The sequence below is a fragment of the Clostridium folliculivorans genome (assembly GCF_024341905.1).
GTDB lineage: Bacteria > Bacillota > Clostridia > Clostridiales > Clostridiaceae > Clostridium_AR > Clostridium_AR folliculivorans.
This window is the reverse complement of sequence record NZ_BQXY01000020.1, coordinates 1-18,164: the sequence shown is the minus strand read 5'-3', so window position 1 is coordinate 18,164 and position 18,164 is coordinate 1. Positions and strand designations below refer to the sequence as shown.

Sequence of the window (18,164 nt, the reverse complement as noted above, 5' to 3'; positions counted from 1 at the left end):
TAATCATAGCTTACTTACTTAGTAAGTCTTTTTTCAAAAGAATTGCTGGTTTAGTTTAAGTCTAATTTTAGACTTTGTTTATCTTCTCTGTTTAATTTTCAAAGACCAAGTTATTTTGCTGTTTTTCTGACAGCTTTTATATCTTACCACCGTAAGATTTTCTTGTCAACACTTTTTTAAAACTTACTTTTAAAAGATAAATTTTACTTTCGTGTCTTCGTCACTACTTGTTTCAGCGACGTGTTTTATAATAACATGTTACATATAGTCACAAATATATTAATTCCTTAAATTAATCATTTTATTCTTAAATAGATAACTTTTTCTTTATAATTCACGATCTTCCTCATATTGATACACCTGGTTATGTTTTCACAAAACTTTATAAGTATATTACTTATTCTATGTTAAAAATTGTCCATCTTTTATTTTTTACTAAATAATTATTCTATCCAACCTTAAAAATCATTAAAACTATATCATGTAAATTATTCAACTGTTTGTAATAAATCTTATATGTTAATCATACTTCTAATGTAAGTAATAATATAAGAGGAGTTTATTATATTCATTAAATAATAAACTATACTTTTCTAGGAAGTGCTAATTAATGAAACATAAAAAAAGTGAACTGTTGTTATGGGAAGTTATAGGAATACCCTTCCTTATAGTAGTTGGGTTAACTCTAGAGTTTGCTTATAAAACTTTAAATCAAAATTTTATTATAGGATTGTTTAGTGTCATTAATAACAGCATATGGGAAAACTTAAAGATAGGTTTCTTTTCAATTATACTTTTTACTTTAATAGAAAACTTATCATTAAAAGAAAGTGCGGATAACTTTTTTACTGCAAAGGCACTAGAAGTTATATTTATGAGTATATTGCTAAGCATATATTATTTACTATTTAAATATAATTTCATCAATAACCAAATAATAAATCATAATATTATATTTGCAGTTATATGCACCTTAAGCCAAATGTTATCATTTAGAATCCTAACCTTAAACAGAAATTATCCATATTTAAACTTATTGTCATTTTTATTTCTAATCATCGGTACATTAATTTTCTTTGCTTTTACAATCAACCCACCAAGTAACTGGTTATTTGAAGCATCAAAACGTCTTAATAATATCCTCAAATTCTAGAACACATTAACTGTAGCCTTATAGTCATAATACTATTGTACTTTTGATGAACTTTATAAAACAACCTTATATACCAACAGCTTCATAATTCATTATATTCTTGTGAAATAATACGTTAAATCAATCAGCATAATACATGAATAACTCTATAATTAGTTAATATTTTTAAAACCTCTGTTAAGAATTCATCAGAGGTTTTAAAATAGTCTTAAATTTAAAGTTATCCGTTTTTATCTATTATTAATCATAAACAATTCTAGGTTAATATTGGTTACCTTATATAGATAATACCTTCAATTCAAGATAACCCTACATCTTTTCCACATTTATTGCCTGAGGACCCTTTTCTTTTTGAACTACATCAAAGGATACTTCTTCTCCTTCATGAAGATCTTTACTTGGTCCTTTTTCTTTAATTTGCGAATGGTGAACGAAAACATCATCACCTGCATTTGCTGATATAAATCCATATCCTTTTTCATTATCAAACCATTTTACAATACCTGTCTGCATACGAAAACCTCCAAAACATATAATATGATATTAATGTCCCCATATGCATATTTTTAATTCATGACTACTTAATTTAATTATTGCTTTTCTTAATATAAAGTTCCTAACTCAACTATTAATTTATACATGTCCAAAAACCTCGATAAGCTGGGATTTTTGAGCATGTATAAATTAAGTTTCGATATAGGAACTGTTTAAAGATATACCAGTTGCAGCCGAAAACTATATTTAACCACATATTATTCATTTCTATTATTTACAATAATATCCCTAAACTTATTAGATTGCTTTAATAACTTCTTACCAACATTAGCTACAACATCTTGAGGAATCTTCATTAAATTATACTTTGTTATCTCAATAATAGGTTCAAATAGATTTTTTGTATCATCATATCCTTGCTTGATTCTTTTTCTAGCTCCGTTAGGAGTAAAATCTAATGTTGCACTAAAAACCCCATCATCCATTTCACTAGGTGTTATTTCAATTATTTTAGCATTTGGAAAAGCAGCTCTATCTACTTCACTTACAAGAGATAAGTTTACCGCAATTATTATATCACAGCCGTCTCCATAGAGTGGTTGAATAGGTAGGTTATCACACATAGCTCCATCTAAATACTTCCTAGTTTCAATTTCTTTACTTTCATATACAACCGGTATAGCAGAAGTCGCCAATAGTATTTCCTTTATTCCATTCTCATCATATTCATTTAGTTTGAAATACTTAGGTTTAATAGACGGCATTTCACTACAAGCAGCGTAACAAGTTATTTGAGATCTCTGCACTTTTGCAAAATCTATATGTTTATTCATCAGATCAACTAATCCTTGCCTTGATATATTCCCCATTTCTAAGGTTTTTGGGATATACTTCTTAACAAAATTTATGTTCCTTGATCCCCATGCTAACATTAAGCTTTTCTTCATTAATTCTATATTTTTAGCGGGTAAAATTTCATCTCTTGATAAGTTGAGCCATAAATCTTCTGCTTTATCTATATCCCCACACATAAATAAAACAGCATTTAACGCTCCTATAGATGTACCTGAAACAGCCTTAATATATTTATCAAAACCTAAATCCGCTAAGGCTCTCCATACCCCTATTTGATAAGCGCCTCTTCCACCACCACCTGCCAATACTAATCCTATTTTCATACAAGCCTCCTAGCCATAAATCTATACTTATTTATAAAATATTCATTAAACTATATATGGTTCTTAATGATATTTATTTAAATTATAGACATGCTATAGAAATATAAAACATATTTATGTATTAAGTAAGTAATTTAACAAATACTATCAATGATATAAAGTTTGAATAGATTTATTTAATAAAACATTATATACTGTATGATTTTTACGAAACTAAGATAGATATTGAAATAAGAACATCTCCATGTCATATTTCAATAAAATCACTGAAGCAACTTTTCAGTGATTTTTTTACGTATCTACCTTTCCTGAACATAGTGAAGAAGTTATAGCAGATGAATAAGTTTTATTTTTTACTTCATAGCGGTAAAAGATTCTAGAATCATTGAAATATCTATTGTTAATTAGTTTGAAATCTTATATTGTCCTATAAATCAAAAAGGTGGTACATCGTTGAAAGATATACCACTTTAAATTATTACTATATTCTATTTACCATGTCCGATAGAGTCCATTATTATTAGAGCAGTATCTTCTATAGCTCTTTGAGTTACATCAATAGTTTTACATCCTAGCTTTCTTATAATCTTATCAGCAAAATCAAATTCTTCTAATATTCTTGAATCACTAGCATATTCTATTTCAGATGATATCCTATGAAATTTATCTAATCTTCTTTTTCTAATCTCAATTAACTGAAGTGGATTGATAGTTAATCCAAATACCTTTTTCTTATCTATCTCGTACAATTCATCTGGTACGCCTACTTCTGGAACAAGCGGTATATTTATAGCCTTTATACCCTTATTTGCTAGATACATACATAACGGAGTCTTAGAAGTTCTCGATAATCCAATTAAAACTACATCAGCATTTTTAAGACCTCTATAATCTTTTGAATCATCATATTGCATTGCAAACTCCATAGCCTCTATCCTCTTAAAGTACATTTCATCAGTTTTCCACATAGCGCCAGGATTATAATCAGGATGAGTATTTAATATTGTTGAAGCTACATTTATTATTGGTCCCAATACATTGATTATATTTATATTCTTTTCTATACATTTTTCAGTTAAAAATTCTCTTACATTAACAGTTATTATAGTTGATACTACCATACAAGAGGTACATGTATCTATATTTTTTATTAATTCCTCAACGTCCTCAAATGATTTAACATACGGAATCCTCTTTACCTCTGCCTTATCTTTAAACTGACTTGCTGCTGCTATAGCAACTTGTTCGGCAGTCTCTCCAATAGAATCTGAAACAGCAAATATGGTTAACATTCTATATACCCTCTTTCTTATCATTAAGTTATAAATTCTATTACATTTAACCCAAAAAACTAACCCTTCTATTAATTATTATACCTATAAATCACACACAAGTATAACTAAATTGTATACATAAATTTATTCTTTAACCCTGCCTTTATAATTTAGTATTTATTTAAAATAAAAAGAATTCCAAGTTTAAATTAGAATTCTTTTTATTATTGAGAAATTATTTAGTTGACTTGAGTTTTAGAAGCCTTTTATATTCTTCCTCAACAATTTCATACGGCACTGGCTTACTAAAATAATAACCTTGTACTACATCACAACTAATTTCTTCAAGAAATCTAAGCTGTTCATCTTCTTCTACACCTTCAGCTATAACTTCCATTCTTAAATCATGTGCAAGTTTTATTATTCCATCAAGTAAAGCTCTATTATTATGAGTAGAGTTAATACCATCAATGAATGACTTATCTATTTTTAAGACTTCTATAGGAAGCATTTTTAAATAACTTAGTGAAGAATATCCAGTACCAAAATCATCTAGCACAATCTTAAAACCTAATTTTCTTAAATTGTTAAGAATTTCATTACTATATTCAATATTATTAATTATAGCAGTTTCAGTTATTTCAAATTCTACTTGACTAGAATTTATCCCAGTCTCCTCCAAAGCCTTTTGTACTGTAGTTAAGAAATTTTTATCTAGTAGCTGCACCGCAGAAATATTTATAGAAATTACATTATACTCTATATTCTTCATCCGAAATTCGTTAGCACTCTTAAAAACTTTATATATAAGCCATTCTCCTATAGGTACTATACTTCCCGTTTCCTCAGCGATAGGAATAAATTCTGCCGGAGATACCCTTCCTAATACCGGAGAATCCCATCTTAAAAGTGCTTCAAGTCCTCTCAACTTGTGTTGCTCCAAATCCATCTGAGCTTGATAGTAAACCTCTAATTCATTATCATAATTTATATCACTTAAACCTTGCTCTATTGCAATTTTTCTATTAAAACTTTCAAACATATTATTATCAAACAATAAAGCTTTGTTTTTCCCGCTTTCTTTGGCTCCATACATTGCTATATCGGCATTTCTTATTATATCTTCTACATTATCACCATTCTTAGGAAACTCCACTATTCCTGCACTGGATGAAACAGTTATACATTTTCCCTCAATATAAAAGTTACTTTTTAGTCCACTTTGTATTTTATTAACAAACTGTTCTATATTTTTATATTTACTTACATCCTTCATAAGTAGCAGAAATTCATCTCCACCTATTCTTGCAACAATTGTATCATCCTTATTTAAATTACTTAGCATTGTAGCTATTTCTATAAGTAATAAATCGCCAATCCTATGCCCTAGCGTATCATTTATATTTTTAAAATTATCTACATCTATAAGTATTACTGCTGCATTTGAATTACTTTCTTCTAATCTTTCTATCTCTTTAGCTAATTCTTTTTCAAAATATATCTTATTCGGTAGATTAGTAAGTTGATCATAATATGCTAGATAAAAAATATCCTCTTCATATAACTTTTTTAAAGTTATATCTGTAATAGAACCGTATATCTTAGAACTTCTTCTATTCTTTTTACTTGCTGGCTTAGATTTCACACTTAACCATATATATTCTCCATCAATCTTCCTAATCCTAAATTCACTTTCAAATATAGGTTTTTGCCCTTTAATTAAATAAGTAAAACTATCACTTGCTTTTCCATAATCATCTGGATGTATCAACTCTATTAAAGATTGAAGTGTATATTTCTTATTATCAACCTTGTATCCTGATATTGAACTAAACTTTTCTGATAGTGTTATTTCATCCGTTTCTATGTCATATTCCCATATAGCGTCACTAGAAGAATCAATAATGCAACTTAACTTGTCCAAAATATTATTAATATGTGAAGCTATAATTGCAACTTCATCCTTAGATTCTTCATCAAACCTTAACTTCAGGTCTTCTGCACCTATATGTTCAATATCTTCAGAAAGTATTTTTAAATTTTTAGTTATATTTTTAGTTACACGCCCACCTAGAAATATAGCTAGTATTGCTATAAGTAAAGAAGTTATTATAGTTATTTCTAATATATCCTTAGAATACTTATTCATTTCCTTTTCATCTATCATTCCAACTATTATCCAGTTTGTTCTTAATGATTTACTGTAAAAGCAATATTTTTTCTCACCATTGTAATCTAATTTTATTAACTTTTTACTTCCAGATAGAATTGTTTTAGTTAATTCTTCATTTTTTATATAAGTCCCTATTTGATTATTATCATATCCAGCCATTATCTTATATTTTGAATCGAGTAGCATAATATGACCTGTGTCACCTAACTTTATATTTGATATATAATCAACAAGTGAATCCATAGCAAAATCAATTCCAATTACACCTATCAACCTTCCATCTTTATATAAAGCTTTAGATACAGTTATTACTGTTTTTCCTGTTATCTTATCTGTATATGCATCACTCCAGACGTTTGTATTCCCTTTAACAGCTGCAGTATACCAGTCTCTTTCACTTAAGTTACCAAGAGTAATATCTGTCCTTGGACTAATAACACAGCTTCCATCATCATATGCAAGATATATATTTAGCACACTTCCATAGGTTTCCGAAATACCATCTAAATCATTCTGCATATGTTCTTTATCTGAAAATGATAAAGTTTTATCTATTAAGTTTGATTTTTCAATTTGATCAATTATATGCTCCTGTTGTTTTGTAAAGTTATTAATCGAAAAATCTACAGTATTCATAAGAAGCATACTTCGCTCTTCAAATGATTGCTTTACTATTCTATTAGCATTAATAAAATATATTGCACTTAGAAAAACTACTGTAGTAATCACTAATAATATAGCAAATGATCTAACTTTCTTTGTTATTGTGTATCTCATCAAATCCCTTCCCTTATCAAAATTGTAAATACCAGACATGATATAGATTTCTATTTAGAAACAGTATTCTATTTTAGATTGCTTTACCAATCTGGAGAGGAATTTAATGAATTTGCAAATACATATGTATATTAGTATATATGATATCTTCCTCTTATCTGTAAATAGATTTTAAGTTTAACTTTTTACAAGCACGCCTCAGTATTTTCATCGTTATAAATATAAAACTCTTAAGTGAAAATCAGTAAATAATTTATCGGAGTAAATCAAGATGTATTTAACATGTGGTCTTTTATAGATAAATTCAGTAAAATAGATGTGTTTTAATCATTAGTACTTTTAAACAACGTTTTAATGTTTTTTTTAATCCTTCTGTATTTTACCAAAGTATGTAATTTATTTCAATAAAAAACATGTATTTTTTTGTCTAAACTTGTATTTTTATGAGATACTCAGGTTAAAAGCTATACATTTATAAAATACGCAAATAATAATTAAGTTTTTTATATTTCATTTAAAGATATATACTTATAAGCTTTCTTGAAACATTATTTAAATCATATTCTTAAACCTGCATATAACTTATTACAATTCCATACAACAAATATTAATTTATAACTTTCTATTTAAAAAAATCCATACTGCATGTGAAATCCAAACCTAATAGAACAGCTTTAATAGGAAAATAAAAAATATAATTACTTGAAATTACTTATATTTTCTAACTATTAGTTGAACATAAATCTAAATAGATGATAAAATCAATTTATAAAACGATAACCTGCACTATTATATAAATACTATTTTAACTTAATTCTAGGAGGAGCTATCAATGAATAAATCTCGATTATTAACTGTAGGTATTTTACCTACGATGTGGATAATATATTTTGCTTTTGAGTTTATAACAGGTAGGATTCATTCACAATATGATATAATAATGAATCTTCTACCTACAATACTCTTCGCTATAGTTGGTCTTTTAATATACTTTTTAGGAAAAAAATTTTCTAAGGGATTATCGAAGTCTAGTCTATGGGTTGTATTTGCTTCCACATTTATCTTAGATCAAGGAATAAAATATATTATAAAAAACTGGTACTTTGATAAAAGCTTTTTTTTAATAGATAATTTCTTAAGCTTTAATCCCATAATTAACTCATCAGGTTCATGGCTAAATGCTAGATTTGGTACTGGTTTAAGTTTCTCAGTTCTTATAACTGTAAATATAATCGCAATATTGATCTTTATTGAAGGTTATAGATATTATCTCCATAAAGGACATAAGGATTTTTGGGCTGATATGAGCTTTTGTTTTATAATAAGTGGATGTCTATGTTCATTAATAGACAAAGTATTTTATGGCGGTAGCTTAGACTTTATAGGAATAAGTTCCCTTTTTATAGCAGACTTAAAGGATATATACATAAACCTAGCAATCTTCTTTTTAGCTTTATGCATATACAACAATGGATTTTGGCAAACATCTGAAGAAACAACCTTAAAACAAGATATTGAAAGTATTAAAAAGTTTCTTATATTTATAAAGAAAGATATTTTTCAGAGTTCAAAATAAATTCTAAAATATTTATAAAATACCCTAGACGATTAGTATTATTTAGCAATTGCTCTTGATTATAATTTCTTTTTGAATTAAAATAAAATTGAATGTTTAATCTTTAACAAACCTTTATTCATTTTACGTTGAATTTTTCTGCATTTGCAGAGTATTTTTAAGAATCAGCATCTGAAGTATTAACTTTATTTTGCAGATCCTTAAAAATTTTTTTTGTATTTTTTTATTGTTATACTGGCTCAAATAAATTGCAATAATTCAGTCAATAAGATAAACTTACCTTATTAAAATAAATATATTAAATAAAACAAAAGCCTTCTGAACATACGGAAGGCTTTTATTTTATTTAAATATTTTTATATACTTTTACAAAAAGTATTTCTAACGATTAAATACTAATACTTTAATTGTCAAACCTGTTGTTGATCACTTTTCCTAGAAGTATAATTACTAATATATATTAAAATGGAGGTCATTATGAAAGTTTTGTTATTATTAATAATACTCTTATTACTAGTTGCAGTAGTTACTTCTATATATTTTTCTAGAATTGTAGTACTACCTAATGTAAGAAAATATGATGAAACACTTTCATCAGAATTAGATGCTGGAAATATAAAAGATTACATCCTTAATGAACTGGAAAAAGAAGAAATATACATTCCATCAACTTTTGGTTATAAACTTCATGGTTTCTTTTTCCCAAACAATAATTCTAAAAAAGTTATTATTTTTGCTCACGGTATAACATGGAGTTTGTATGGTTCAATGAAGTATATGGATATATTTATAAAGAGGGGCTTTGCGGTACTTATATATGATCATAGAAATCATGGTCTTAGCGGAGGAACAGATACTTCTTTCGGCTATTACGAAAAGCACGATTTAAAAACATGTACAGATTGGGTTGTTGATAAAGTAGGTTCTGCAGCTTTAATTGGAGTTCATGGTGAATCAATGGGAGGAGGAACAGTACTTCAATATGCAGCAATGGATCCCCGCATTAAGTTTTGTATAGATGATTGCGGATATTCTGACACAACAGAACTTTTCAAGCATAGGCTTGAAAATGATTTTAAACGAGTGAAACAACTTCCTCTTATACCTCTTGCAAGTATAGTAACAAAAATTACAAGAGGCTGGAGTTTTAATGATGTCAGTCCTATAAAAACAATAAATAAGATAAATACTCCTATATTATTTATACATGGAGAAAAAGACGATTATGTGCCAACAAAAATGTCTCATGATTTATATTCTCTAAAAACCGGATTTAAAGATATTTATATAGCACCAGAAGCAGGCCATGCGCAAGCTTATATTAGCAATCCTGAAGAATATGAAAGAAGAGTTGATAAATTCTTAAAGGATATAAATATAATATAAGAATTATATTATTATTTAACTTACAGATGTACTTTAGAATTCAAAAGCATTTGTTCTTATAAGGTTATATGTGGTTAACTTTAAAGATAAATCTGAATTCAAAAAGTACATTTTTTTATTATACAAAAAATAGTTTCATGAAATGATAGTAAACTTTAGGTTAATATTTGTAAATTTATAATATAATTGCACACTAATCTAGTATACTTAAATATATACTTATTTTATAAAAAAGGAGTGTTTGATTTTGACCAAACAAGAAAAAAGTTGGATTTTATATGATTTTGCCAACTCTGCCTACTCCATAACTATAACTACTGCAATCCTACCAGTGTTCTTTAAAACAGTTGCTGCTAAAGGGCTTGACGGTCCTACCTCTACAGCATACTGGGGATACGCAAATTCTATTTCAACCTTACTAGTAGCAATTATAGCTCCCCTTCTAGGAACTATAGCAGACTATAAGTTTAGAAAAAAACGTTTTTTTCTAGTTTTCACACTGGTTGGAATAATTTCAACTGCACTACTAATGTTTGTAGGCGAAGGTAATTGGCTCACCTGCCTAATTATTTATACACTAACTGTAATAGGCTTCTCTGGAAGTTGTGTTTTTTATGATTCGTTCATAACCGATATAACTGATAATGATAATATGGACAATATATCTTCCCTTGGTTTCGCTTGGGGATATATAGGCGGAACTATACCATTCCTAGCATGCATAATGCTAATAATGTTTGCAGGTAGAATAGGAATATCTACCGTTCTAGCTACCGAATTATCATTTTTAATCACAGCCATTTGGTGGTTTATCTTTACTCTCCCTATACTTAAGAACGTAAAACAAGTTTACTTTATAGAACCAGAACCTAACTATATAAAAAATAGCTTCAAAAAACTATGGAGTACCTTTAAGAAGGTTAAGCAGAACAAGGAAATATTCTTATTTCTTTTAGCCTTCTTCTTCTATATAGATGGTGTACATACCATAATATCAATGGCAACTGCATTCGGTTTAGATATCGGTATGTCTACCAATATGATGATGATAGTATTAGTAGTACTTCAAGTTGTGGCTTTCCCATGCTCTATGCTTTACGGTAAATTAGCAAAAAAGTTTTCTTCTGGAAAGATGATTTTATTTGGAATAATAACCTATTGTGTTGTATCTATCTATGGAGTATTCATAAAAAGTGCTTTAGATTTTTGGATTCTTGCAATTCTTGTAGGAAGTGCGCAAGGAGGTATACAAGCCTTAAGTAGATCATACTTTGGCAAACTTATACCAAAGGAAAACTCTGCAGAGTATTATGGAATATACAATATATTCGGAAGAATATCATCAGTATTTGGCCCTTTGCTTATGGGAATCATAGGCTCTGCCACTAATAATACTAGATATGGGGTTCTCAGCCTCATAATTCTTTTTGCAATTGGTGCCTTTATATTTATAAAATTAGACAGTCATATTGAGAAATCTCAAAGTACAAGTAAAAACAAAGTAATTGTAAATCCATCAGAGTAAAAATATTATTACAAGTTATTCAAATAAATTCAACTTATCAGGCTTTATTACTATCAAACTTTATAACTTTCTATACAGCAAAAGCTCCCTGTCACTATGTGAACAGGGAGCTAACTTTTTATATTAAGCTACTGGCTTTTTAACTGTTGAAAGAATAACTCCACCTACAACTGCACCGATTAATATAGATAAAACATACATTAATACGTTGCCTACTGCATTTGGTATAAAGAATACGAACAATCCACCATGTGGTACTGCAAGAGTGCACTTAAATAGCATTGATAATGCTCCTGTTAGAGCTGAGCCTACCATAATTGAAGGTATTACTCTTAATGGGTCTGCTGCTGCGAAAGGTATTGCACCTTCTGTAATAAATGCTGCACCTAAAGCCCAAGCTGCTTTTCCTGCTTCTCTCTCTTGAGTTGTGAATTTATTTTTTCCTAAAACTGTTGCTACTGCTACTGCAAGTGGTGGAACCATACCTGCTGCCATTACTGCTGCCATTATAGCAGAAGGTTGTCCTTGAGATATAGTTGCTACACCAAAAGTATAAGCTGCTTTGTTTAAAGGACCTCCCATATCAAAAGCCATCATTAATCCAATTATTGTTCCAAGTAATATAGCATTAGTTCCACTTAAACTATTTAACCATCCAGTTAATCCATCATTGATCGCTTTAACTGGGTTACCTAATACATAAATCATTATTAGTCCTACTATAAGAGTTGAAAGTACAGGTAAAACAAGTACAGGCATTAAACCTTCTAAAGACTTTGGTAATTTTATAACCTTCTTTAAGTAATATACTGTATAACCAGCAAGGAAACCGGCAATTAATCCACCTAAGAAACCTGAACCTATATTCGATGCTAAATAACCACCAACCATACCAGGTACTAAACCAGGTCTATCAGCTATTGAGTAAGCTATATATCCAGCAAGTATTGGTACTAAGAAACTAAATGCTCCATTTGCACCAATTCTAAATAATGCTTCTGCTAAAGAACCTTTGACTTCAAAAGCCTTTATTCCAAATGCAAATGATAATGCTATTAGTATTCCTCCAGCTACTACGAATGGTATCATGAAAGATACCCCATTCATTAAGTGCTTATATGGTCCGTTCCTATTCTCTTTCTCTTGAGAATTTGATGAAGTTTCAGTCTTTTTTGGAGCATCACTAGCTTTAGCAGTTAATGCTCTTTGAATAAGAGCTTTTGGATCCTTTATAGCATCCTTTACAGAAACCTCAATTAAAGGCATTCCTGCAAATCTGCTTTTGTCTACATTTGTATCCGCTGCAATTATTACAGCACTTGCACTTCTTAAATCCTCTTGAGTTATAACATTTTCAGCACCTACAGAACCTTGAGTTTCAACCTTTATCTCGTGGCCTAATTCCTTAGCTGCCATTTGAAGAGCCTCCGCCGCCATGTATGTATGTGCAATACCAGTTGGACAAGATGTTATTGCTACTAATTTCATACTAAATACCCCCTATTTTTTTTATTTTATTCGAATACTTTTATAAACTGGTCAAAACTAGTACAATTCATAAGTGATTCTCTAATATCTGAATGCATAAGCTTTCTTGATATTTCACTTAAAGCTCTAAGATGAGTATCATTTGCTTCTTCAGGAACAGCTATTAAGAAGAATAAGTGCGCTGGTTTTTCATCCATTGATTGATAATCAACTCCATCTTTACTTTTTCCGAATGCTATAGAAGCTTTATTTACAGAATTACTCTTTCCGTGAGGTATAGCTATTCCCATTCCTATACCTGTAGAAAACTCTTCTTCTCTTTTTAATACAGCCTCTTTAAATACTTTACTGTCATTTATAACTCCGTCTTTTACTAATACGTCGATAAGCTCGTCTAAAGCCTCCATCTTAGTTTTAGCTTTCATATCAAAACAAACTCTTTTTTCTGTAAACATATCTTTTGTTGCCATAACTTATACCTCCTCAATATTTTCCTTAACTTTAAGTATCATACTTTCTACTTGCTCAATTTTACATGCTTCTGTTCCTTCTAATGTAACTGTAGCTGCCCCACAGCCTTGTGCAAATATCAGTGTGTTCTTTGCATCTAACTTATTTACTATGGAATAAACTAAAGCCGCAACCATAGAGTCACCTGCACCTACAGTACTTTTTACAGGTACTTTAATTCCCTTAGCAAAGAATGTTTTTTCTTTTGTAATATAAATTGCACCTTCAGATCCCATTGAAACTAGTATATTTTCAATTCCTTGATTTCTGATCTTCTCACATGACTCTATTATTTTCTCAACACTATCTAATTCTTCATTAAAAAGAAGTGATAATTCATGATTATTAGGCTTTATTGCAAAAGGTTTTTCTTTAAGTCCATTTTCGAGTAATTCTCCTTCTGCATCAAGAATTGTTAACGCTCCCTTGCTCTTTGCAATACTTATTAGTGTTCCGTATATATCCTTAGGTAAACTTGATGGTATACCACCTGACAATACAACAATATCTCCCTCTGAACATTTTTCAGTGTATAATGCTATAAATTCATCCAATTCAGCTTTAGATATCTCAGGCCCTGCTTCATTTATATCTGTATAAGTATTATTTTTGCTATCTACAACTTTTGTATTAGTTCTAGTGCTTGCTTTAATATCTATAAATTGATGATTAATCCCTCTTTTATCTAGTTCATGCTCAAAACTTGCCTTCCATGTTCCACCAAGAAATCCTATAGCTAAGGAATTTATCCCAAAATTCTTTAATACCTTAGATACATTTACTCCTTTTCCCCCTATATCATATCTTATATCTGAGGTCCTATTAACAGTGCCTAGTTTAAAATCTTCTATTATAAGGGTTTTATCCATGGCTGGGTTAAGAGTTACTGTTATTATCATTTGCTCACCTCCTTAATCTTAAGCTGTTATAATATCTACGCCTATTTCTGCATATTGTTTTATTATTTCTTCATCAATATCTTTACTAGTTATAATCATACTTACCGCCTTTACTGGACATATTACAGAAAACGAAACATTATTAAACTTACTACTGTCTGCAACTATGATTACTTTACTTGCGTAGTTAATCATTGATTTCTTTGTCTGAGCTTCAATAAAATTAGGTGTTGTTATACCATCTTCTATAGAAACTCCATTGGCACCTATAAACGCTTTGTCCACTCTAAAATTCTTAATGACACTTTCTGTTAAATGGCCAACCATAGCTCTAGTATTAAGCCTTAAACTTCCTCCAGTTACTATTATCTCTATACCTTCTTTTTCAGAAAGTTCTGCTGCTATATCTATTGAATTCGTTATTACTGTTATATCTCGTCCATTTATTCTTTTAGCTATTTCAAGAGTTGTTGTTCCTGAATCAAGCATTATAGTGTCACCATTCTCAATCATCTCACTAGCGACCTCTGCAATACTATGTTTTTGATCAATTCGCTCATCTTGTTTATCGGTAAAAGATGGCTCGAAGCTTGTTCTATTGTTTATACCTACAGCTCCACCATGAGTTCTCATAAGAAGCTTTTTTTCTTCTAATTCTTGTAAATCTCTTCTTATAGTAGATTCGGATACATTAAGTAACACTGCTATATCCATAACCTTTATACTACTTTCAGAATTAAGCATATCGAGTATTTTTTGTTGTCTTTCTTCAGCGAACATAACTAGTTATACACCTTCTTCATTTCTATTGACATAAAACTTGATTACTTCTGATTGTATCTGCTTGTTTGATTATATTTTATATGATAACATTTACAAAGTCAATATCATTTGCGCAAAATATTTCAAAATCAATCATGATTTTATTGGAAAAAATAGTTTTTATGCTCATTTATGATTCTTATTGATTATATCATTTATAGTAAACACTTTATGTTGTTTCTATTATTATAAAATGATTCCATTCATATAATTAGTTGGAGGTGATTATTTAAATGAATATTATAACTGATTCTGTTAGATTTCCAGAAGAACTTTCTGGCGGAAGAATAATAACAAAAACCTTTAATACTTATCCTATAAGATTATCTAAAGTTGTCGCAGCGCTTCAAGGGATAGATTATGGCTTTTCTGATGATGAAGGACAATTCTTTCGTTGTACCATAGATATAAAGACACAGATAATCAATATATATCAAATTAAGGTATTCATCACATTTGGATTACGCTCAAAAAACTTTGATAAAAGGACTGATGCTACAATTAATTACATTTTATTGTTTTGATAAATGTTAAAATTAATTTTTATGCTCACTTCTCTTTTTATTATGCAATAAAAGAACATAAACTTATCTATAGCAACATTATTATTCCTAATTTCAGATAATGTATGTATTTTATTGTTAACTTTGATCGGAATCATAACTATTATGAAATATTGTATTTTATACTTAAACGTAATTCTATGCAAATAAAAAAACAAAAAAACCGTTATCAAAATACCAAAATATTTTGATAGCGGTTTCTTTATATTAATACGCTAAGCAAGTTTAAACAAAATCTTATTTTTATAAAGTTAATGCTCCATCATATTACTGATGGAGCATAACACCTAGCAACCACTTACTCTCCCACACAGTCGCCCATGCAGTACCATCAGCCGTCTAAGTCTTAACCTTCGTGTTCGGTATGGGTACGGGTGTAACCCTTAGACGCATCATCACTAGATTTTTAAAGCAAAAGCTTTTCAACACTTATATAGTATACCTGTTATATCAAAGCTTGTCAAGATAATTTTACAGTATAATTTCTAAATTTTATTAATCATATCATAAACTTTATCTAATTTCTTTTTACTCTCTTCTATTCTTTTCAATAACTTTTTTTTATTAGAATTTATAGTCTTATATTTCTTTGCATTTTTTTCTTCTAATAATTTTATATCATTTAATTGTTCCGAATCATATTCCATATCCTTTTCTAATTTTTCTAAGTCCAATAAACATCTATTATATATATCGCTCAAATAAGCAATCAGATATTCTTGCGATACATTGTCAAAGTTAATTTCCCTTTTATAATCATCTTTGTCTTTATTGCTATCCATGATACTAACTCCAAAAAATAAATACTATTAATAATTATATTCAATGGGTGATATATATATGAATTTATTTAAAATCTAGAAGAGAAACACTAAAATAATCTGAAGTTTTGGTATTCTAATCTTTATTTATGCTAGTTCTAATTCATAATATTTCTCAAATCCTCATATAATATTACTTATACGAAAGACCATTCTGCAATAGTAATTCCAGGCCTTAAAGGGATATTTTCATCCACTACACCACACATATCCTCATCAATATCTGTATCTATAATATCTTCGCATATAATGTCTCCGTACTCACTATCATAATCCAAACCTTTTTTCTTCCTCGCTCTTCTTTTCCTTGTACCTTTTTTACTTATTAGCATTATAGGAGGATCTTTCTTCGAAATATCTTTACTTGTCTTATCTGATATTTTTTCATTAATTTCAATATATCCATTATTCGCTACCTCTGAATCATCCCCATCATCTTTTGCAGTACTTTCTAGCGAACTGTCAATTTGCTTATCCTTTTTCTCTTCATCCCTATCAATATCCTTTGGCACTTCGATGTTTTTTATTTAACAAATCATCAATATTCTTTACATCTGCATTTTCACTTTTAGCAATTTCTTTCTCTTTAACCTTAATATTCTGATGCTTTACAAAGTTTTTAACCTTATATATCTTATTTTCAGTAAATTCAACCATCTCTAATTGAATAAAAGTCTCTAACGCTAATTTAACTTGAGCAATATCTCTGTTAAATTCTATCGCTAAAGTCTCTATTGTGTATGGTATAGTCCTTGAAAGAAATAAGTTTCCTTCCATATTGACCTTTCCTGCTAGCATTACAATTCTATTCCATATATAATGAATAACATCCCTTTCAGGCTTCATATCTATTATTTTAAACTTAGTATCTTCATACATATCAACTCTAAACTTTACATACTTTCTTTCTCTCATATTCCTTCTTCTCCCCTACATATATCCTATACATTTTTGTGCATAAGATAATTTATTTATTTATTTTGTCTCAACTAATATATATGCGTTTATAGATGAAATTACAGAATTATTTATATTTTTTTTACTTACTCATCTATTTTTTTACATTAGATGATCTTTCAACCTATAAAAACGTGTCGTAAGTGACCATCTTACTAAAAATAAAAAACGCTAAAGTAAGCTCATTAGCGTTTTTTGCCTATTTGGCTTTCTAAACTTATATGTAAAAAACCTTCTAGTCCATATATTTTTCTTTTTAGCTTTTTAAGAATTATCTTCTTCGTATTGAAGTTCAATTATCTAAAAGTTAATTCAGTTTATATTTATGTTATAAAAAACAAAGCAAAAAGACTTCACAAATGTGAAGTCTTTACTGGTGCACCATCAGGGACTCGAACCCGGGGCACCCTGATTAAGAGTCAGGTGCTCTACCAACTGAGCTAATAGTGCATATAACCTAGCGACCACCTACTCTCCCACACAGTCGCCCATGCAGTACCATCAGCCGTCTAAGTCTTAACCTTCGTGTTCGGTATGGGTACGGGTGTAACCCTTAGACGCATCATC

The 18,164-nt window shown here is 29.2% G+C and carries 16 protein-coding genes, 1 tRNA gene and 2 rRNA genes; 5 read left to right on the top strand and 14 right to left on the bottom strand.

From position 1 onward, the window contains the following. Positions 1-610 precede the first annotated feature (610 nt). The gene (locus OCU55_RS23495) at positions 611-1,153 is read left to right on the top strand and encodes a DUF6512 family protein (RefSeq protein ID WP_261854687.1); all 543 of its coding nucleotides are present in this window, start codon (positions 611-613) and stop codon (positions 1,151-1,153) included. 309 nt (positions 1,154-1,462) lie between these two features. Here OCU55_RS23495 and OCU55_RS23490 read toward each other — a convergent pair whose 3' ends face one another. The 4 genes from OCU55_RS23490 to OCU55_RS23475 form a co-directional block, all read right to left on the bottom strand. After that, positions 1,463-1,666, bottom strand: a complete 204-nt coding sequence (locus tag OCU55_RS23490; RefSeq protein ID WP_183279999.1) for a cold-shock protein — start codon at positions 1,664-1,666, stop codon at positions 1,463-1,465. 239 nt (positions 1,667-1,905) lie between these two features. Next, complete coding sequence (locus tag OCU55_RS23485) at positions 1,906-2,826, bottom strand: patatin-like phospholipase family protein (protein ID WP_261854686.1); 921 nt, start codon at positions 2,824-2,826, stop codon at positions 1,906-1,908. A 488-nt stretch (positions 2,827-3,314) separates the two neighbouring features. Continuing rightward, positions 3,315-4,118, bottom strand: coding sequence for a pyruvate, water dikinase regulatory protein (locus OCU55_RS23480; RefSeq protein WP_261854685.1), 804 nt, complete (start codon positions 4,116-4,118; stop codon positions 3,315-3,317). Between the two features lie 217 nt (positions 4,119-4,335). Beyond that, positions 4,336-7,050 carry an EAL domain-containing protein gene (locus OCU55_RS23475; RefSeq protein ID WP_261854684.1) on the bottom strand — a complete coding sequence of 905 codons (2,715 nt, stop codon included), beginning with the start codon at positions 7,048-7,050 and terminating at the stop codon, positions 4,336-4,338. A gap of 832 nt (positions 7,051-7,882) precedes the next feature. Here OCU55_RS23475 and OCU55_RS23470 point away from each other — a divergent pair. From OCU55_RS23470 to OCU55_RS23460, 3 genes are all read left to right on the top strand, one after another. Next, complete coding sequence (locus OCU55_RS23470; RefSeq protein ID WP_261854683.1) at positions 7,883-8,626, top strand: signal peptidase II; 744 nt, start codon at positions 7,883-7,885, stop codon at positions 8,624-8,626. Between the two features lie 477 nt (positions 8,627-9,103). Continuing rightward, the gene (locus tag OCU55_RS23465; protein ID WP_261854682.1) at positions 9,104-10,012 is read left to right on the top strand and encodes an alpha/beta hydrolase; all 909 of its coding nucleotides are present in this window, start codon (positions 9,104-9,106) and stop codon (positions 10,010-10,012) included. A gap of 247 nt (positions 10,013-10,259) precedes the next feature. After that, positions 10,260-11,537: an MFS transporter gene (locus OCU55_RS23460; protein WP_261854681.1), complete on the top strand. Its 1,278-nt coding sequence runs from the start codon at positions 10,260-10,262 to the stop codon at positions 11,535-11,537. Positions 11,538-11,660: 123 nt separating this feature from the next. Here OCU55_RS23460 and OCU55_RS23455 read toward each other — a convergent pair whose 3' ends face one another. Genes OCU55_RS23455 through OCU55_RS23440 form a run of 4 tightly spaced genes read right to left on the bottom strand, consistent with a single transcriptional unit; the run spans position 11,661 to position 15,214 of the window. Continuing rightward, positions 11,661-13,025: a PTS fructose transporter subunit IIC gene (locus tag OCU55_RS23455; RefSeq protein WP_261854680.1), complete on the bottom strand. Its 1,365-nt coding sequence runs from the start codon at positions 13,023-13,025 to the stop codon at positions 11,661-11,663. Positions 13,026-13,051: 26 nt separating this feature from the next. Beyond that, positions 13,052-13,495 (bottom strand): PTS sugar transporter subunit IIA, encoded by a 444-nt coding sequence (locus OCU55_RS23450; RefSeq protein WP_261854679.1) that lies wholly within the window; start codon positions 13,493-13,495, stop codon positions 13,052-13,054. 3 nt (positions 13,496-13,498) lie between these two features. Continuing rightward, positions 13,499-14,434 (bottom strand): 1-phosphofructokinase, encoded by a 936-nt coding sequence (pfkB, locus tag OCU55_RS23445; protein ID WP_261854678.1) that lies wholly within the window; start codon positions 14,432-14,434, stop codon positions 13,499-13,501. Between the two features lie 18 nt (positions 14,435-14,452). Next, a complete protein-coding gene (locus OCU55_RS23440; RefSeq protein WP_261854677.1) occupies positions 14,453-15,214 on the bottom strand; it encodes a DeoR/GlpR family DNA-binding transcription regulator in 762 nt (253 codons plus the stop codon). A 275-nt stretch (positions 15,215-15,489) separates the two neighbouring features. On the opposite strand from OCU55_RS23440, the gene OCU55_RS23435 reads away from it, so the two are divergent. After that, positions 15,490-15,780, top strand: coding sequence for a hypothetical protein (locus OCU55_RS23435; RefSeq protein WP_261854676.1), 291 nt, complete (start codon positions 15,490-15,492; stop codon positions 15,778-15,780). A 324-nt stretch (positions 15,781-16,104) separates the two neighbouring features. Here the strand turns inward: OCU55_RS23435 and rrf (OCU55_RS23430) are convergent. From rrf (OCU55_RS23430) to rrf (OCU55_RS23405), 6 genes are all read right to left on the bottom strand, one after another. Then, positions 16,105-16,222, bottom strand: a 5S ribosomal RNA gene (gene rrf, locus OCU55_RS23430). A gap of 82 nt (positions 16,223-16,304) precedes the next feature. Next, positions 16,305-16,601, bottom strand: coding sequence for a hypothetical protein (locus OCU55_RS23425; RefSeq protein ID WP_261854675.1), 297 nt, complete (start codon positions 16,599-16,601; stop codon positions 16,305-16,307). Positions 16,602-16,777: 176 nt separating this feature from the next. Further along, on the bottom strand, positions 16,778-17,152 hold the full coding sequence (locus tag OCU55_RS23420; protein ID WP_261854674.1) for a hypothetical protein: 375 nt from the start codon (positions 17,150-17,152) through the stop codon (positions 16,778-16,780). Beyond that, positions 17,136-17,555 carry a phage replisome organizer N-terminal domain-containing protein gene (locus OCU55_RS23415; protein WP_427847091.1) on the bottom strand — a complete coding sequence of 140 codons (420 nt, stop codon included), beginning with the start codon at positions 17,553-17,555 and terminating at the stop codon, positions 17,136-17,138. The genes OCU55_RS23420 and OCU55_RS23415 overlap by 17 nt, the downstream gene beginning before the upstream one ends. Before the next feature lie 416 nt (positions 17,556-17,971). Next, positions 17,972-18,047: transfer RNA gene (locus OCU55_RS23410), tRNA-Lys, on the bottom strand. A gap of 5 nt (positions 18,048-18,052) precedes the next feature. Beyond that, positions 18,053-18,164: ribosomal RNA gene (rrf, locus tag OCU55_RS23405) — 5S ribosomal RNA — on the bottom strand; the annotation flags it as partial.